Origin of the sequence: Microseira wollei NIES-4236 (assembly GCF_020521235.1) — a bacterium.
GTDB classification, from domain to species: Bacteria; Cyanobacteriota; Cyanobacteriia; order Cyanobacteriales; family Aerosakkonemataceae; genus Microseira; species Microseira wollei.
This window is the reverse complement of sequence record NZ_BLAY01000222.1, coordinates 1-14,060: the sequence shown is the minus strand read 5'-3', so window position 1 is coordinate 14,060 and position 14,060 is coordinate 1. Positions and strand designations below refer to the sequence as shown.

General features: G+C 46.4%; 16 protein-coding genes and 1 pseudogene. 12 read left to right on the top strand and 5 right to left on the bottom strand.

Going from position 1 to position 14,060, the window contains the following annotated elements:
• The 4 genes and pseudogenes from MiSe_RS42625 to MiSe_RS42610 all read left to right on the top strand — a co-directional run.
• Positions 1-1,313, top strand: a pseudogene (locus tag MiSe_RS42625) (hypothetical protein); the annotation flags it as partial.
• Positions 1,314-1,507: 194 nt separating this feature from the next.
• The gene (locus tag MiSe_RS42620) at positions 1,508-1,783 is read left to right on the top strand and encodes a type II toxin-antitoxin system Phd/YefM family antitoxin (protein WP_226592271.1); all 276 of its coding nucleotides are present in this window, start codon (positions 1,508-1,510) and stop codon (positions 1,781-1,783) included.
• Between the two features lie 4 nt (positions 1,784-1,787).
• Positions 1,788-2,066 (top strand): type II toxin-antitoxin system RelE family toxin, encoded by a 279-nt coding sequence (locus tag MiSe_RS42615; RefSeq protein ID WP_226592269.1) that lies wholly within the window; start codon positions 1,788-1,790, stop codon positions 2,064-2,066.
• A 66-nt stretch (positions 2,067-2,132) separates the two neighbouring features.
• Positions 2,133-2,861 carry a Uma2 family endonuclease gene (locus MiSe_RS42610; protein ID WP_226592267.1) on the top strand — a complete coding sequence of 243 codons (729 nt, stop codon included), beginning with the start codon at positions 2,133-2,135 and terminating at the stop codon, positions 2,859-2,861.
• An 81-nt stretch (positions 2,862-2,942) separates the two neighbouring features.
• On the opposite strand, the gene MiSe_RS42605 is transcribed toward MiSe_RS42610, so the two are convergent.
• Positions 2,943-3,911, bottom strand: coding sequence for a hypothetical protein (locus MiSe_RS42605; RefSeq protein ID WP_226592265.1), 969 nt, complete (start codon positions 3,909-3,911; stop codon positions 2,943-2,945).
• 62 nt (positions 3,912-3,973) lie between these two features.
• On the opposite strand from MiSe_RS42605, the gene MiSe_RS42600 reads away from it, so the two are divergent.
• On the top strand, positions 3,974-4,321 hold the full coding sequence (locus MiSe_RS42600; protein ID WP_226592263.1) for a hypothetical protein: 348 nt from the start codon (positions 3,974-3,976) through the stop codon (positions 4,319-4,321).
• A 53-nt stretch (positions 4,322-4,374) separates the two neighbouring features.
• On the opposite strand, the gene MiSe_RS42595 is transcribed toward MiSe_RS42600, so the two are convergent.
• Entirely contained in the window at positions 4,375-5,625 is a 1,251-nt protein-coding gene (locus MiSe_RS42595; protein ID WP_226592262.1) for an MFS transporter, read from the bottom strand.
• Positions 5,626-5,665: 40 nt separating this feature from the next.
• Entirely contained in the window at positions 5,666-6,682 is a 1,017-nt protein-coding gene (locus MiSe_RS42590; protein ID WP_226592260.1) for a glycosyltransferase family 2 protein, read from the bottom strand.
• A gap of 306 nt (positions 6,683-6,988) precedes the next feature.
• On the opposite strand from MiSe_RS42590, the gene MiSe_RS42585 reads away from it, so the two are divergent.
• The gene (locus MiSe_RS42585; protein ID WP_226592258.1) at positions 6,989-7,222 is read left to right on the top strand and encodes a hypothetical protein; all 234 of its coding nucleotides are present in this window, start codon (positions 6,989-6,991) and stop codon (positions 7,220-7,222) included.
• Between the two features lie 533 nt (positions 7,223-7,755).
• On the opposite strand, the gene MiSe_RS42580 is transcribed toward MiSe_RS42585, so the two are convergent.
• A complete protein-coding gene (locus MiSe_RS42580) occupies positions 7,756-8,415 on the bottom strand; it encodes a C40 family peptidase (RefSeq protein WP_226592256.1) in 660 nt (219 codons plus the stop codon).
• A gap of 97 nt (positions 8,416-8,512) precedes the next feature.
• Between MiSe_RS42580 and MiSe_RS42575 the strand changes: the two genes are divergently transcribed.
• Positions 8,513-9,457, top strand: a complete 945-nt coding sequence (locus tag MiSe_RS42575; RefSeq protein WP_226592254.1) for a serine hydrolase — start codon at positions 8,513-8,515, stop codon at positions 9,455-9,457.
• A gap of 409 nt (positions 9,458-9,866) precedes the next feature.
• Positions 9,867-10,709: a hypothetical protein gene (locus tag MiSe_RS42570; RefSeq protein ID WP_226592252.1), complete on the top strand. Its 843-nt coding sequence runs from the start codon at positions 9,867-9,869 to the stop codon at positions 10,707-10,709.
• Positions 10,710-10,913: 204 nt separating this feature from the next.
• Here MiSe_RS42570 and MiSe_RS42565 read toward each other — a convergent pair whose 3' ends face one another.
• Entirely contained in the window at positions 10,914-12,260 is a 1,347-nt protein-coding gene (locus MiSe_RS42565) for an ABC transporter substrate-binding protein (RefSeq protein WP_226592250.1), read from the bottom strand.
• Between the two features lie 488 nt (positions 12,261-12,748).
• On the opposite strand from MiSe_RS42565, the gene MiSe_RS42560 reads away from it, so the two are divergent.
• From MiSe_RS42560 to MiSe_RS42545, 4 genes are read left to right on the top strand one after another with little or no spacing between them, the layout of a single operon-like run.
• Complete coding sequence (locus tag MiSe_RS42560; protein ID WP_226592248.1) at positions 12,749-13,195, top strand: transposase family protein; 447 nt, start codon at positions 12,749-12,751, stop codon at positions 13,193-13,195.
• Between the two features lie 4 nt (positions 13,196-13,199).
• Positions 13,200-13,367 (top strand): hypothetical protein, encoded by a 168-nt coding sequence (locus MiSe_RS42555; protein WP_226592247.1) that lies wholly within the window; start codon positions 13,200-13,202, stop codon positions 13,365-13,367.
• The gene (locus tag MiSe_RS53330; protein ID WP_226592244.1) at positions 13,364-13,591 is read left to right on the top strand and encodes a transposase; all 228 of its coding nucleotides are present in this window, start codon (positions 13,364-13,366) and stop codon (positions 13,589-13,591) included. Before MiSe_RS42555 ends, MiSe_RS53330 begins: the two co-directional genes overlap by 4 nt.
• 28 nt (positions 13,592-13,619) lie before the next feature.
• Positions 13,620-13,838 (top strand): transposase, encoded by a 219-nt coding sequence (locus MiSe_RS42545; protein WP_226592243.1) that lies wholly within the window; start codon positions 13,620-13,622, stop codon positions 13,836-13,838.
• Positions 13,839-14,060: the final 222 nt, after the last annotated feature.

The following is a 14,060-nucleotide window of genomic DNA, read 5'->3' as shown; positions in this document are numbered from 1 at the left end:
ATCCGGCAACTATCACCTGTCAAAATATCCGCATGACTCCGGCGAAAGCAGGGAGTTATACTTACAAAGTCGAAGTGATTTCCCAGGAAAATCCCAACCAACCTTCAGATGCCAAAGAAACCGATACTATTGTAGTTAAACCACTGCCGCCTGTGCCGGTACCGAAAATTGAAAAAGTTTTAACTAACAAAGCAAATTATGAATATCAAGAGCCAATTCTTTTAAGTTGGAGTATCAGCAACTCTAGTCAAATTAAAGAATTGAGGATTATTCAACAGGGAAGTGATGGAGTGGTAACTAAAAACACAATTCCCCTGAGTCAATGCAAACCGCAACAATTGACCCCAGGAAATAATCCGGCAACTATCACCTGTCAAAATATCCGCATGACTCCGGCGAAAGCAGGGAGTTATACTTACAAAGTCGAAGTGATTTCCCAGGAAAATCCCAACCAACCTTCAGATGCCAAAGAAACCGATACGATTGTAGTTAAACCATTACCAGTCCCGAAAATTGGTCAAATTTCCTCAACAAAGCCATTTTATGAGGCAGCTAAAAATGAGGAAATTATGCTCAATTGGGAAATTAGCGACGCCAACCAAATTAAAGAGTTAAGACTGATAAGTTTAGCTCCCGATGGCTCTGTGAACAGCCAATTGAAGCGGTATCCAATTATTAATAATACTTTGCCTGCTCAACTGAAAAAATTCTGTACTTTAACGAACAATCTAATTTGTCAAAATGTGCCTACAGGAGCCAAACAAGCCGGTGACTACAATTTTAAACTGACGGTGATTCCCAAACAAGGCGAAGCGGAACCGGAGATTGCTAAGCATACACCTAATATCAAGATTAAACCCATACCACCTAAACCCGCGACGCCAGTTAAGATTGTCTATTTTAAAATTAACGGTCAAGATGCGAGTGAAAAGCCGAAATACGTTTATGAAATTAATAAAGATAGAAAACCAGTCGATGTTATATTGTCTTGGAAAGTAGAAAATGGGGAAGATATTAAGGTTGAACTGCTGCCTTTTGGCGATGTGCAAAAGCCGCAAGGTTCCAAAACTTACACGTTGAGTAAACCTCCCAGTAGCGTCACGATTACGCTTAGAGTAACCAATAAAGCTGGCGAGCAAACAACGCAGTCGGTTACCCTCGAAACTGTTGAACCAAGTCGGGTAATTCAACCTCAAACACCTTCACCTGGAAGAACTGTACCCGGAGAAACTGCACCAGGAGAAACTGCACCTTCACCTGCTACTCCGGCGGATAGATTGTCACCAATTGAATTGCCACCGAAGCCGGATTGAGGTTTAGCAAGAATTTCAGATTTTAGATTTTAGATTTTTGGTTGATCAAATATGAAATATGAAATTTGCGATCGCTTTAGTAATGGCAAGCAATATGCCTCCCTTCCGCTGCGCGATATGCCAAAGGCACGCTGCGCGATCGCAACCTGTTTCACGATATAATATTGATAAACATTGGAGCAAAGTAGGGCTACATGCAGAGCTATCCCGTCACAGAAGTCTCCCAGCGCTACAGAGAAATATTTGAAAATGCTGCAAAAGAGCCGATCCTTCTAACAGAGGATTCACAACCTAATTATGTGATTATGTCGGCTAACGACTACCAGCAATTGATGCAGCGCCTTGCGGAATTGGAAGATCGTGTTTTTGGTCAACTTGCTGAAACAGCACTAAAAAACTCACAAATGGTTGGCACCCAAATCTTTACAGCAGAACTTAACCGTCTAGCTAGTCAAGACAGCGAAGATTAATCACATGGCAAAGCTTGATGGTTTGAAAACCGTTCTCGATTTTCTCAAGGGTTTGCAGCCGAAAATTGCTGCACTTGCCAAAAAAGTATTGGCGCTAAACGTTGATCCTATACCATCTGATAGCCAAGAATTATGCGGCTATCCAGGTTACTATCGGGTGGATAGCGGCGAATATCGGATTGTTTACCGCTTTAATCCAGACGAGGATTTGGTTGAGGTGATTTTAGTTGGTAAGCGCAATGATGATGAGGTTTACAAGCAACTTAAACGCTTGTTGGGGTGATTGAAGTTGTAGGCGATTCGTTACAATAGGGTTAGGAATTCTGCTTACTGTTTTTCTCTGGTTACCATGTCTCTTGCCCAAGACTTAGAAATATCCGAAGATGTTCTGGAAGATGTTATATTTCCTCCAGGTGACTTATACAGCGACGAACCACCCTTGGAAACCGAACTGCACTTGCGGCAAATAATGCTGCTGCTTCAATGTCTAGAATCTTGGTGGCAAAACCGCAATGACTTTTATGCATGCGGCAATCTCACCATCTACTACAGTCCCCGCCAGCGGAAATCCGAGAAATTTCGGGGACCAGATTTTTTTGTAGTGTTAGGAACCGAGCGCAAACCGCGTAAAAGTTGGGTTGTTTGGGAAGAAGATGGTAAGTATCCCAATGTTATTGTAGAAATTCTCTCATCCAAAACTGCCGATACAGACCGGGGTTTGAAAAAACAAATTTACCAGGATAATTTCCGCACGCCGGATTATTTTTGGTTTGACCCGGATAGCCTTGAATTTAAAGGATTCCAGTTGGTAGGGGGTCGTTATCAAGACCTTGTACCGAATGAGAATGGCAGACTATGGAGTCAGCAATTAGAGTTATATTTGGGCATCCACGAGTCAAAATTGCGTTTCTTTACCCCCGAAGGGGAGTTGATATTGACGCCTGAAGAAGCTGCTCTTGCAGAACGGCAGCAAAAAGAGCAAGAACGGCAGCAAAAAGAGCAAGCTCAGCAAAAATTGGCAGAAATGGAGGCGTTATTGGCTCGCTATCGGGAACGTTTTGGGGAATTGTCCGAGTGATGATTTGTGTGTGGCAAAAAGCAGGCGATACGCACCCACCAAGCAAAAATCAAAAAGAGTGCGATCGCTTGTTACCTATCTTCAACTTATTCCCACATATTCTTGCACTGCCGAATCAAAGTGCTTTGGTCCACTTTTGCTTCTATTGGCACTCTTTGCTATTAATTGTAAGTTCTCTTTGTTCCTGTAGACTGTTTCTACTTCTTCCCAGAGATATGCTCTAATCTGAATAGGTTGACCATGATGATCAACCGAGACTTCATGCATATCTAATGAGTTGTAGATATGTTCTTTCCAATTCAGCTTATGGTCAATATCTAAGTAATCCTCATTACCTTTTCTATCTTTTTTGCGCGGCAAGTATTTGTTAGTTTTTTCGCACAAATATTCTGTTCGCTGCTTCTGGGGATTGTCTTGTTTTTTTGCGCTTTCGTATATCTCCTCATCGACACCTCCCCATGAAGGACGTTTAGGACCTTTTGAATCCATATACCACAAGGATTTTCCATCCTCAGTAGTTTCAAAGTTTGGGATAGAGGGTAGTAGATTCCGAGCTGGCTGCGAATCGCTAGCTGTTTGACTTGCTCTTGTCCGTTTTCTGCTGTCAGTGCGTGGCTGTGACAATGCTTCTTGTTCTTCCCTGTGCCTTTTTTTTGCCTCTGTATCCCTTGTAGTGACTCTTTGAATTAATCCTTTATCAGGTTGATCGTTGATTGTTGTAGGTGTGTTTCCTGCCGATTTTTCTGTTGTTGAATTCTCTTCCAGATTCGCTTTAGCAGCCATCCCATCTTTACCAGGCTGCCGCTGCACCATCATCTTTGGGCTAATTTTCTCTTCATCCTCCTGTTGTGGCATCTCCAGGCGTTGGATGGTTCCGGCTTCTTGCTTCGTTTTCAGCTCATCGAATTCTTGCATCTGTTCGCGCTGGACTGTCTGCCCTTGCTGTGGCTGCTCAGTTTGAGGCGCATTAATCTGAGTCAGCACTCCTGCTGGACTTTGGGCTTCTACGGTTACCCGACTCCAGTCAACGTTACGGCGTTTTGTTTGCACTGAAGGCGTCTGCTTTGGCGCTGGCGCATCATAAATTGGGTCCCTGAAAGGTCGCTGCCAAGATGAACTTTTTTGCACAGGCATCGAAGAATTCCATCCAGATTTTTTCTGCGCCCATTGCCTGCTCATATCCCGCCTCCCCTACGCCTGCATCTCAGTATTTTCCCTTAGTTTGGCATAGCCACTTCCAGTCACACCCAACAAAAAATAAATCTTTACTTGACTTGACAGCGAAAGTGTTATATATATTCGTTTTTACTTCAGCCTTAGGAGCATTCGCGCCAGTGTTGGGAGAATGCTCCAAAGACCCTTGTACGTGCGGCAAGCGCGGAATTTACGCCTGGGGACTGTTGATGCCGTCATCCTTGGTTGAAGCAGGAAGCAAACGTCAAATTAAGCGAAATGCTTGAGTTGAGTAAGTTTTGTCTTGCACAGTGCTGATGTACAAAGAAGCTAGGAGAAGTTACCTGTCTAGGGCATAGGTATCCCTTTCTCGACCTAAAGCGAACTTGAGGGAATGGGTTACATCTTTATTACACTGGGTGAGGAAGATGACTAGGGCTAGAAAAGCTAAGCCGGTGCTAAGGGTAAAGATACCTCGGTAGCCGAGTTGTTGGGCAAAAGAACCGAAAACTGGTCCGGCGATCGCCATCCCTAAATCAAACCCACCCACGCACAGCGCAAAAACTCGACCGCGTTCGTGGGACGAGGAACGGTCGGAAATTAAGGCAATTACCATCGGAATGAAAGTACCGCCGCCAGCACCTTCGATTGCGCCTGCTAGCAAAAAAGCAACGGCGCTATTAGCACTAGAGAGCATAAACATCGCCACGGTATAGCAGAGTAAACTACCAGTGATAAACAATCCGCGCCCGTAGCGATCCGAAGCCCGACCGATGAATAAGCGTAAACTGAAACTAGCGATCGCCGCAGCCGTATAAAACCAGCCAGGATTCAAATCCACCTTTGTTTCTCGGATATACAAAGGCACAAACGTACTCAACGCCCCAAAAGCCAAACCAATTAGCAGCATCACCAAGGTTGGAATTCGCAAGCGGGGACTCAGCAGCAGTCGCCAGAATGGACTGTTCGCACCTGGTGGTAAAGAGGTATCGCCAACTTCCCCCACACCCCCTTGCCCCCTTGCTTCCCGAATCGCCGCAGCACCGATGCCGCTGAAAACTGCCAAAAGCGCGGTGAGCAAAAATAAAGCCGGGTAACCCGCTTGTTCCTGTAACAATCCTCCCATCGCTGGCCCCAATGCGACGCCTATTGGTTGTACCAGACTCATATAGCCAATCAATTCTCCCCGCATGGCGCTGGGGGATAAATCGACTACTAGGGTGCTGTAAGCAGTAGTAAAGGCGGCGATACTGATGCCGTGAAAAGCGCGCAGGGCGATTAAAAGCGGAATCGACTTGACAAACAGATAACCCAAGGGTGCGATCGCTGCTACCACAATACCCAACAGCAAAACCCCTTTCCGACTCTGCCGATCCACCATCCGACCCAGTCTAGGGCGAAACAGCAACAGTCCGATGGCAAACCCACCCATTACCGTGCCAATTTCTTGTTTTGTACCGCCGATATCCTCCACATAGGTAGGTAAAGTCGGCAGTAGAGAAGCCATACTACACCAAAACAACAACCCAGCAGCAAATAAAATTACCAGGTTGCGGCGTACTGGCTTTTCCAGCGTCGAAAATACTTTCAACTTGTTTGTCCTTAGTTTTTTACCAATGACCAGCCTATTGTTAACTATTTTTGACGATTGGCTCGACAATTTCCCTCACCCGATAGATTGGTCTTCCTTGGGATTCGTGGTAAGTTCGCATCAACAACTCAGCCAGCAACCCGAAGCTAAACAGCTGGACGCCGGTTAACAGCAACACAACTGCCAAAATCAGTAAGGGACGATTGCCGATTTCTTCTCCCAGTCCAATTTTTAAGCAAGTCAGATAGCCTCCCAACACCGTCCCCAGGAACATAGAAATCAATCCTAACAGCCCAAAAACGTGCATCGGGCGCGTCAGGAATTTTTTCATAAACCAAATCGTTAATAAATCCATTAACACGCGAAACGTCCGCCCCAAACCGTACTTGCTGCTACCGTAGCGACGCGCGTGGTGACCCACGGGGATTTCTGTAATTCTCGCGCCTTCAATATAGGCTAAAGCGGGCAAAAATCGGTGTAATTCGCCGTAAAGGTTCATATCCGCCACCAGTTCGCTGCGGTAAGCTTTAAGCGAACAGCCGTAGTCGTGCAGCTTGACGCCGGTAATTTTTCCAATTAGCCAGTTGGCGATTTTGGAAGGTAACAAGCGCGTCACGGCGGCATCTTGTCGGTTTTTGCGCCAGCCGCTGACCATGTCGTAACCTTCTCCTAATTTTGCCAGTAATAGCGGAATATCTGCCGGATCGTTTTGCAAGTCCCCGTCTAAGGTCACGATAACCCGACCGCGCGCGTAGTTAAACCCCGCTGCCATAGCCGCCGTTTGACCATAATTGCGGCGCAGCAGCACGACGCGCAAGTCGGTACGCGCCTGCGCCTGTTGTTTGAGTAGTTCTGAAGAACCATCCTGGGAACCATCATCGACGCAGATCAGTTCGTAAGTCAGGTCGGTAGCGTTTAAACTGGTAGCGATCGCTTCGATTAAGCTGGGAATGCTCTCTACTTCGTTGTAGATTGGCACAACTACGGACAATTCTGGCTGAGTGGAGTTGGCAGGAGTCTGCGCCCCCATTCCTTCAGTAAATAACGAGATGTTCATTCATTTAAACCATCTAAAAGCATTCCCCTGGGGAATTCTTACCTAATGTTAATGTCAATTGCAACCGGATTCCGCCAAATGATTTTATATTGTAGATGCCTGGATAATCGAATTGAGGAAACGCCTGCTACAACAGACTAAGTATAGCGCGAGCCCCCTGGGTTATGGCACTATGGTGTTCTGGTGCGAGAGATCTCCCACTTTTACACCCCTGTTCACTATCGGTTAAAATAAATCGATTACATACCAATACAATTTTTTGTTATTTTTTTTTGCTGGCTGTATATAAAATCAGGTAAAAATATCATGATTACTGAAAGCGCAGACAATACCCCAAGCAAGTTAATCAATCAATGGTGGAACATGCCGCCACTTTGGTTGCGGGGTTTAATTGTAATATTTGCTAATCAAGTTGCTAAAATGAACGCGAGCAGTCTAATTCGCTCAAATGTATTCATTCTAGTGAGAAGTTGGATATTAAATTTAAGTCGCGTTTTTAGAGATTTACAAATAGGAGATATTCCGACTCCTATTGTTTGAGTTTTAGTTGGATATTCCCTGGATTTTTTATATGGAAAAGCCCTGGGAAAAGCTGGAGGATTTTTCAGCTAGTAATACAGCCTAATATTCCCAAAATTTACGACGGTTTCAGGGATGTATTTTTGGAGAATAATTCTAGTAAATTTCAAACATAAATGGGTAAAAAGTACCAGATAAAAATAGTCGATGAACGCTCTAAAATATGGCAGATGGAAAAGAAAATCGTTAATAGGTAATAACTCAAGTTGCTAGTTACATCCAAGAGCGCTGGTAATGGGTAATGGGTAATGGGTAATTGTCAAGAGTAGACTGCTAATGAATCCAATTACCAATTACCAATTTAAATAACTAACGCTTGTTGCTAGTTATCTTTTTAGGGCTGAAGACAGGTTAATGGCTAATAGCTAATGGCTGGTAGACCCGAAAAATATTCCCATCAGCAATTAGCAAGCTGGCGATTAGCTTCTGCTGTGCAACCCACGATAGTTATAACTAGCAACTTGGGTTAACTAGCAACTTGCGTTACTTAATGACTACTTTGGTTGATAACTGGCTACGACTCGACCCGCACCGCGCAATTGCTGATAATAAGATCGACTAACATCATCTCCCGCATCTGAAAGCAAATCGATGGCAATGCCATTACGACCCATTTTTGCACCAGAACTGTGTATATAGTATCCTTCTCCTAGATAGAGTCCGACATGGGTAGCTTTTTGGGGCGTACCAAAAAAAACCAAATCTCCTGGTAACAATTCCTCAATCGGGATACGCTGGGTAAAAGCTTCTTGCTGGTAGGCATCTCTGGGTAACCAAATACCCGTCGAAGCAAAAGCAGCTTGCATCAGTCCGGAACAATCATAATTTGGCGCTACCGTACCACCCCAAAGATAGCAGTTTGGCTGTTGCATCGCTTGTTGGGTAAAAGCGATGACCGAGGGTAATCTATCCTGGATGTCTGTAAAAGAGAGAGCGATGGCGCGATAAACTGTTGTCGTCTCCTCCAGGAAGATCTTATCCCCAATCGGCAACCACCCCGGATAATCATCTTCGCACAGACACACCCCAACTGCCTTATCATTATCTAGGGACACCAAGCGCAAGTGACGCAAAGACGCCGCCTGCGTTGCCAAACGGGTGCATTCAGGGGAATCATAGAGATTTAGATTAACTCGACATCGATATTCGGGCATAGGTAATAGGTAATTGGTCAAGTGAGAGGTTGCTAATTGCTAACTGCTAATTGCCTTTTTACCATCAGCCATTAGCCATTAGCCATTAGCCAATCAAATGACATTTTTTCACAAAGACGAACAACTAGAATTATTAGGCTCGCGCATCCTAGAGTCAACCTGGGGGGAATTTCCCACCCTAGAACGCAATCAAATCGCCCTGACCTGGATTGTCTACGATCCTCCCGTCCCCGTAAATACCGGCGGCGCATTGAGTGCCGAAGCTTTCTGGAAGTATCCCATTAGAGGCTTTGAGTATCGCGGTAATCAACGGATCTACCCCGCCAGCGTCGTCAAGTTATTTTACCTCGTCGCCATCTACGAATGGTTAGAAAAAGGCGCAATCCAAATCACTGCCGAATTAAATCGAGCCATCCGCGATATGATTGTAGACTCCAGCAACGATGCCACCAGTTTAGTGGTAGATGTATTAACAGGAGTCACTAGCGGGCCAGAATTACCCCCAGGTCCGTTTGAAACCTGGAAATTACAGCGCAACATCGTCAATCGCTACTTTCAATCCCTTAATTGGCCTGAATTACAGACAATTAACGTCAATCAAAAAACCTGGTGCGATGGTCCCTATGGACGCGATCGCATTTTTGTGGGAGCCTCGTTAGAAAATCGCAACATGCTGACCACAAACGCCACCGCCCGATTATTGCACAGCATTGTAGGCGGAGTCGCAGTTTCCGCCAAAGCATCCCAAGCGATGATGGCAATATTGCAACGCAGTCTCAACCCGGATGATTTAATTACCGATAGGGACGAAAATCAAATAACGGGTTTCCTGGGGGGTGGCGGACTACCCCAAGATGCCCAAATTTGGTCTAAAGCTGGGTGGACAAGCGCTGTGCGTCACGACGCGGCTTATATTGAAATACCAGACTTGCAACCCTATTTGTTAGTTGTCTTTACAGAAGGCAAAGCTCACAGCCAGAACAAGGCAATTTTACCCTTTGTTTCCCAGCAAGTTGCGCTCGCCATCGATGCATCAGTCTAAAAATGCAGCGAAGTTGTGACTGACGCGGGGACCCTAAGGACCCGGGGACAGGTCGAGTTTTAATTATCGGTGATTTGCCGAACATAATATTATATCATGTCCCTGACCAACGGTTGTGTAACTGCTAATAGCTAATCCCTAATGGCTAAATAAAAAAGAAACAGTCAATCATTACTGAGCAGATCTGGAGGCAATTGACAATTAGCAATGAGCAATTAGCAATTAGCTATCCATACACTACCGATGCCACTGGACATGATATTACTTCCTCATCTGCCTCATCTTCCCCCTCTCCCCCATCTCCCTATTTCCTCTACCTGCTTAAGATGGGGGGCATTTGGCGCTTTGCGGTAAATTGGAGACGTAGCGTAAATCTGCTCAAAAATTTGGCTTTTGTAGAGGAGTGACCGTGAACCAGAACATTCTTCAGCGTGCTGCTGTTATAGTCAGTCTCACAGCCGTTGCTAGCGTTACCAACATCGCCAGTGCAAACAGCGAACCTCTGGCGACTGACACGGCGACTAGGAACCTTGCCGACTCGAACCCACAGTTTATTCAAAACACCGCTGCTAGGGAGTCAACTTTGGACTCGATACCCGCAGCAATGAAAGCAAAATCAGACCAGATAGATAGCGTTCTAGCCTCTTTGGAGCAACAGCCACAATCAATCGTATCCCAACGGGCAGTTACACCCCCACCCGTTCCAGGTACCGTTGAAACCTCCGCTGCAACGCTTTTGACACAACCTACCACCAACCCATCCCGGACAACAAATGTTAAATTAGATACTCCAACCGTTGCGCAAGCTGAACTAGACCCTGGTCGCCCCACTCGTTCTGGCTCCAGCTATATCGGTATCGGCGGCAACATCGGTATCGGCGGCGACACGGCGATCGGGGAATTTGGCTTTGCTGTTTTTAGTAAAATTGGGATGACGCAACGCTTTTCAATTCGTCCGGCGATTGTAGTTTCGGGGGATGCTGATATCCTAATCCCAATCACTTTCGATTTTCCCATCCAAGCAGAACCTTTTGAAAGAGTTAATTTTGCTCCCTACGTGGGTGCTGGCGCCATCATCACCACTTCCGATGACAGCACGGTTGGCTTTTTGCTCACTGGAGGAGTCGATTTACCTTTAACAGAGCAATTTACCGCCACCGCTGGCTTAAATCTAGGATTTAACACCGATACTGTGGGTGTGGGACTCATAGTCGGTGTCGGTTATAACTTTGGTACGGGATTCCGATTTTAGATTGGGGCATGGGGTGACGGAGCAGGTGTGCAGGAGAGATGGGGTGCAGGGGAGATGGGGTGCAGGGGAGATGGGGTGCAGGGGAGATGGGGTGCAGAGAAGATGGGGAGAATATAGATTCAAATGCCCCTCTGCCCCTCTGCCCCTCTGCCCCTCTGCCCCTCTGCCCCCCTGCCCCCCTGCCCCTCTGCCCACCTGCATCGATTATTTCGGACTCACTTTACCCGTTACGGACAACTTACCAGTGGGTTCCACCCTCCAGACATCGTAGCTACCAACTACGTCGCCGTTTTGATCGATATCCACGTTGCCGCTGGCACCTTGGTAATTGATGTCTTTGCCTTGGCGGACTAACTCGAGCGCCTTGCAAACATCGCTGACTTCTTCACCGGGAGCATTGGCAACTTCCCGGATTTTACTTTTAATCCCTTCGCCTGTATTAGACTTAGCCGCTTCTGCCGCCAGCATCAACAAAGCAGTTGCATCCCAAGTTTGGGGCGCATAGGCATCCACCGCTCTGCCTTGTTTTTCTTGCCAGAGTTTGGCAAATTCTGTCAGTGCTTTGCCATCCGCACCCGGTGTGGTGCCAACTGCTCCGGCTAAGATAAACTTGCCATCCCCAGTTTTACCGACTTGCTCTGGAAAAGTGGGCGAATAAACCCCATCGGTGAGCATCACGGTTACTCCCTGACTCACCCCTTGCTGAAACGCCGATTTCAGGAATATACTGCCGGTTTCGGCATAAAGCACCGCAACTACAGCATCTGGCTTCCCGGCAAACGCGGCGGCGGCTTCGGTATCGAATGTGGTAGCTTTAGGGTCGTAGCGCGTGGGTTTGGCTTTGTTGACTACAGTACCGCCTTGTTTCTCGAAAGCTTGCACAAATGCCTTTTCAAACCCGACGCCGTAGTCGTTATTAATCACCACCGTAGAAACGCGCTTGAACCCTTTTTCCTTGGCAAGGTTGGCAAGTGCCGCTGCTTGGTAGGTATCTGGGGGGGCAGTACGCGCCCAAAAACCTTGAAATTCGCCTTTTTTCGCCTTTTCGGTAAATACGGGACTGGTGCTGCCGGGGGAAACTAACATGACTTTATTCCGCACGGCGATATTGACGGCGGCGCTAGAAACGCTGCTGGCAAAAGAACCTACCACACCGGCAACTTTGTCTACTTCGGCGAGTTTGGTCATTGCGGTTGTTCCCGCTGCGGGGTTGGTTTGGTCGTCTTCTGCCACGAGGGTAACGGGTTTGCCGTTGACGCCGCCGCACTTGTTCGCAGTTTCCACTGCCATCGGCACGGCGGCAACCATCGCCTGTCCGATGGAAGCGAGGTCACCTGTAGAGGGGAGGAGCGAACCTATTTTCAGTCCTCCCTCGCCCCCTGCTGGAGTCGTTGCGGCGGTTGTGGGAGTCGCGGCAACGGGGCTAGCGGGGGCGGGGCTAGTGGCGCTAGGAGGCGTTGTGGTGCTGGTTTGACATGCGGCTAGCAAACCTGTGGTCAGGGTGGTGAGGGCAAGGGCAACTGCTCTTTTCTCTAATTGCGGTCTGTGCATACGTCTTCAACCTTCTTCACAATCTGAAAGCAAAACTGACTCAAATCTTAAATCTATCTGTGAGTTCTTTACAGAACCTTGACCATGTTTCTTCTGGAAAGATTCTAGATCGGGAAAGAGATGAAAACTGCTTTTGCAGCAGCCAGCATCGAGGGGCGAATGCCATTGGCTCCACTTTCTTAACCTGTCACCAAAAACGCGCAGGTCTGCCCAGCAATAGGGAGAGTCAGAGAAAGGTTGAAAGTGAATTAGAACCCCCTCCCATGGACGGCATGGGGTGGCTTCAGAGTACCTCTAGGGAACGACTTCTTTGGTTCCGTACTTGGTGTGATTAATTTTGCTTATCAAAGTCAGAAACTTGGGAAAATGAAACCGCTCAAAATCTTACTAGATAAGGAAGTAAGGCTGGCATAGCTGACGAAAGGTATCTGATGGATGAGGAGAAATTACAATATATCAGGAAGTTTTCGTTGCAGTGACTAACCGCTATGATGAAATCGCCTTTGGATACGCTGCTAAACTTAGCAGGAACTACCGTAGAAAGCTTTCAGCAAGTTGAGGGATATATTTGCCTGCATCTGAAAATTTTAAATCGTGGAATGCACTGTCCTCATTGCCAAAGGTATACAGAAAAATTACACCAAACTACTTACATATTAGTCAGAGATCTCCCCAGTTTTGGTCAACCAGTTTACCTCAAAGTCCCACGCCGCCGATTCTATTGCCGAACCTGCCAAAAGTATAGCACGGAAAGACTAGATTTTATTGATTGGCGGCAAGCACATACCCAACGCTACGAACAGAACATTTACCAACGAGTTTTAGCTACCAATATGGAGCAAGTTAGTCGAGAAGAAGGTTTAAGTCGGGAAGAAATTGAAGGGATATTCCGGCGCGTTAATCAATCATTAAAAAAAAGATTGGATCCAAGTTAAACGATTGAGTATAGATGAAATCAGCAATATAATTTGCGAGCGCAGCTTTATTACTTTGGTGAGTAATGTGGATACCGGAAATTTACTCGAAGTCATTGATAGCCATAAACAGGAGGATATCATTGCAGCCCTCAATCAGCAACCACTTGATGCGCCGGATTTGCCAAAGTGATTGCTGAGTTCTTTCCCAATGCCAAAGTAGTATTTGACCGATTTCATGTGATGAAATTAGTCAATCAAGCTTTAAATAAAATCCGGATTCAGGCGCAATTTAGGTTCGGAAACCTGAAAAAATCAGCGGATTTAACCGAGGCTGAACTTGACAAATTGAACAAATATTATTTCAGTCTCCCTGTCTCAAAATTACTGATTATATCAAAGAATAACTTTGCTTAATTTCTGAAACAAAACCGTAACATCCGGTATGAATCGCTGCAAAAAATGGCTAACTGGGGAGCAAGTTATTTATGGAAAAGTTGCTAGAACAATTCGCGAACATTTAGAGGTTATTTGTAACTACTTTATCAATCGGAATACCAGCGTTGTGATGGAAGGTATTAACAATAAAGCTAAGTTAATTCTGCGCCAAGCTTATGGGCTTCAAGATTTTGAAATGTTACGCGCTCGCTTATTAAGTAGGTGAATATAAATAAACTCACCACAATGGCGGGGCCCGCCCCCCCCCCCCCCAAAACACCCAACACCTTTTGGGTGGGGGGGGGGGGGCGCCCCCGGGAGGGGGTGGGCTTTTTTTTTTTTTTTTTTTTTTGTGGAGAGGCGGGGTGGGGGGGAGTGGGGGGGGTGGGGGGTGGGTGCGTGGGGGGCGCTGCGTGTCATACAAAACCACGTTCTATTTACCACTTTG

Bases quoted from the DNA above. Each gene is read 5' to 3' on its own strand.
- MiSe_RS42620 (WP_226592271.1), top strand. From the start codon at position 1,508: ATGCAGAGCTATCCCGTCACAGAAGTCTCCCAGCGCTACAGAGAAATA.
- MiSe_RS42615 (WP_226592269.1), top strand. From the start codon at position 1,788: ATGGCAAAGCTTGATGGTTTGAAAACCGTTCTCGATTTTCTCAAGGGT.
- MiSe_RS42610 (WP_226592267.1), top strand. From the start codon at position 2,133: ATGTCTCTTGCCCAAGACTTAGAAATATCCGAAGATGTTCTGGAAGAT.
- MiSe_RS42600 (WP_226592263.1), top strand. From the start codon at position 3,974: ATGAACTTTTTTGCACAGGCATCGAAGAATTCCATCCAGATTTTTTCT.
- MiSe_RS42590 (WP_226592260.1), bottom strand. From the start codon at position 6,682: ATGAACATCTCGTTATTTACTGAAGGAATGGGGGCGCAGACTCCTGCC.
- MiSe_RS42585 (WP_226592258.1), top strand. From the start codon at position 6,989: ATGATTACTGAAAGCGCAGACAATACCCCAAGCAAGTTAATCAATCAA.
- MiSe_RS42580 (WP_226592256.1), bottom strand. From the start codon at position 8,415: ATGCCCGAATATCGATGTCGAGTTAATCTAAATCTCTATGATTCCCCT.
- MiSe_RS42575 (WP_226592254.1), top strand. From the start codon at position 8,513: ATGACATTTTTTCACAAAGACGAACAACTAGAATTATTAGGCTCGCGC.
- MiSe_RS42565 (WP_226592250.1), bottom strand. From the start codon at position 12,260: ATGCACAGACCGCAATTAGAGAAAAGAGCAGTTGCCCTTGCCCTCACC.
- MiSe_RS42560 (WP_226592248.1), top strand. From the start codon at position 12,749: ATGATGAAATCGCCTTTGGATACGCTGCTAAACTTAGCAGGAACTACC.
- MiSe_RS42545 (WP_226592243.1), top strand. From the start codon at position 13,620: ATGAATCGCTGCAAAAAATGGCTAACTGGGGAGCAAGTTATTTATGGA.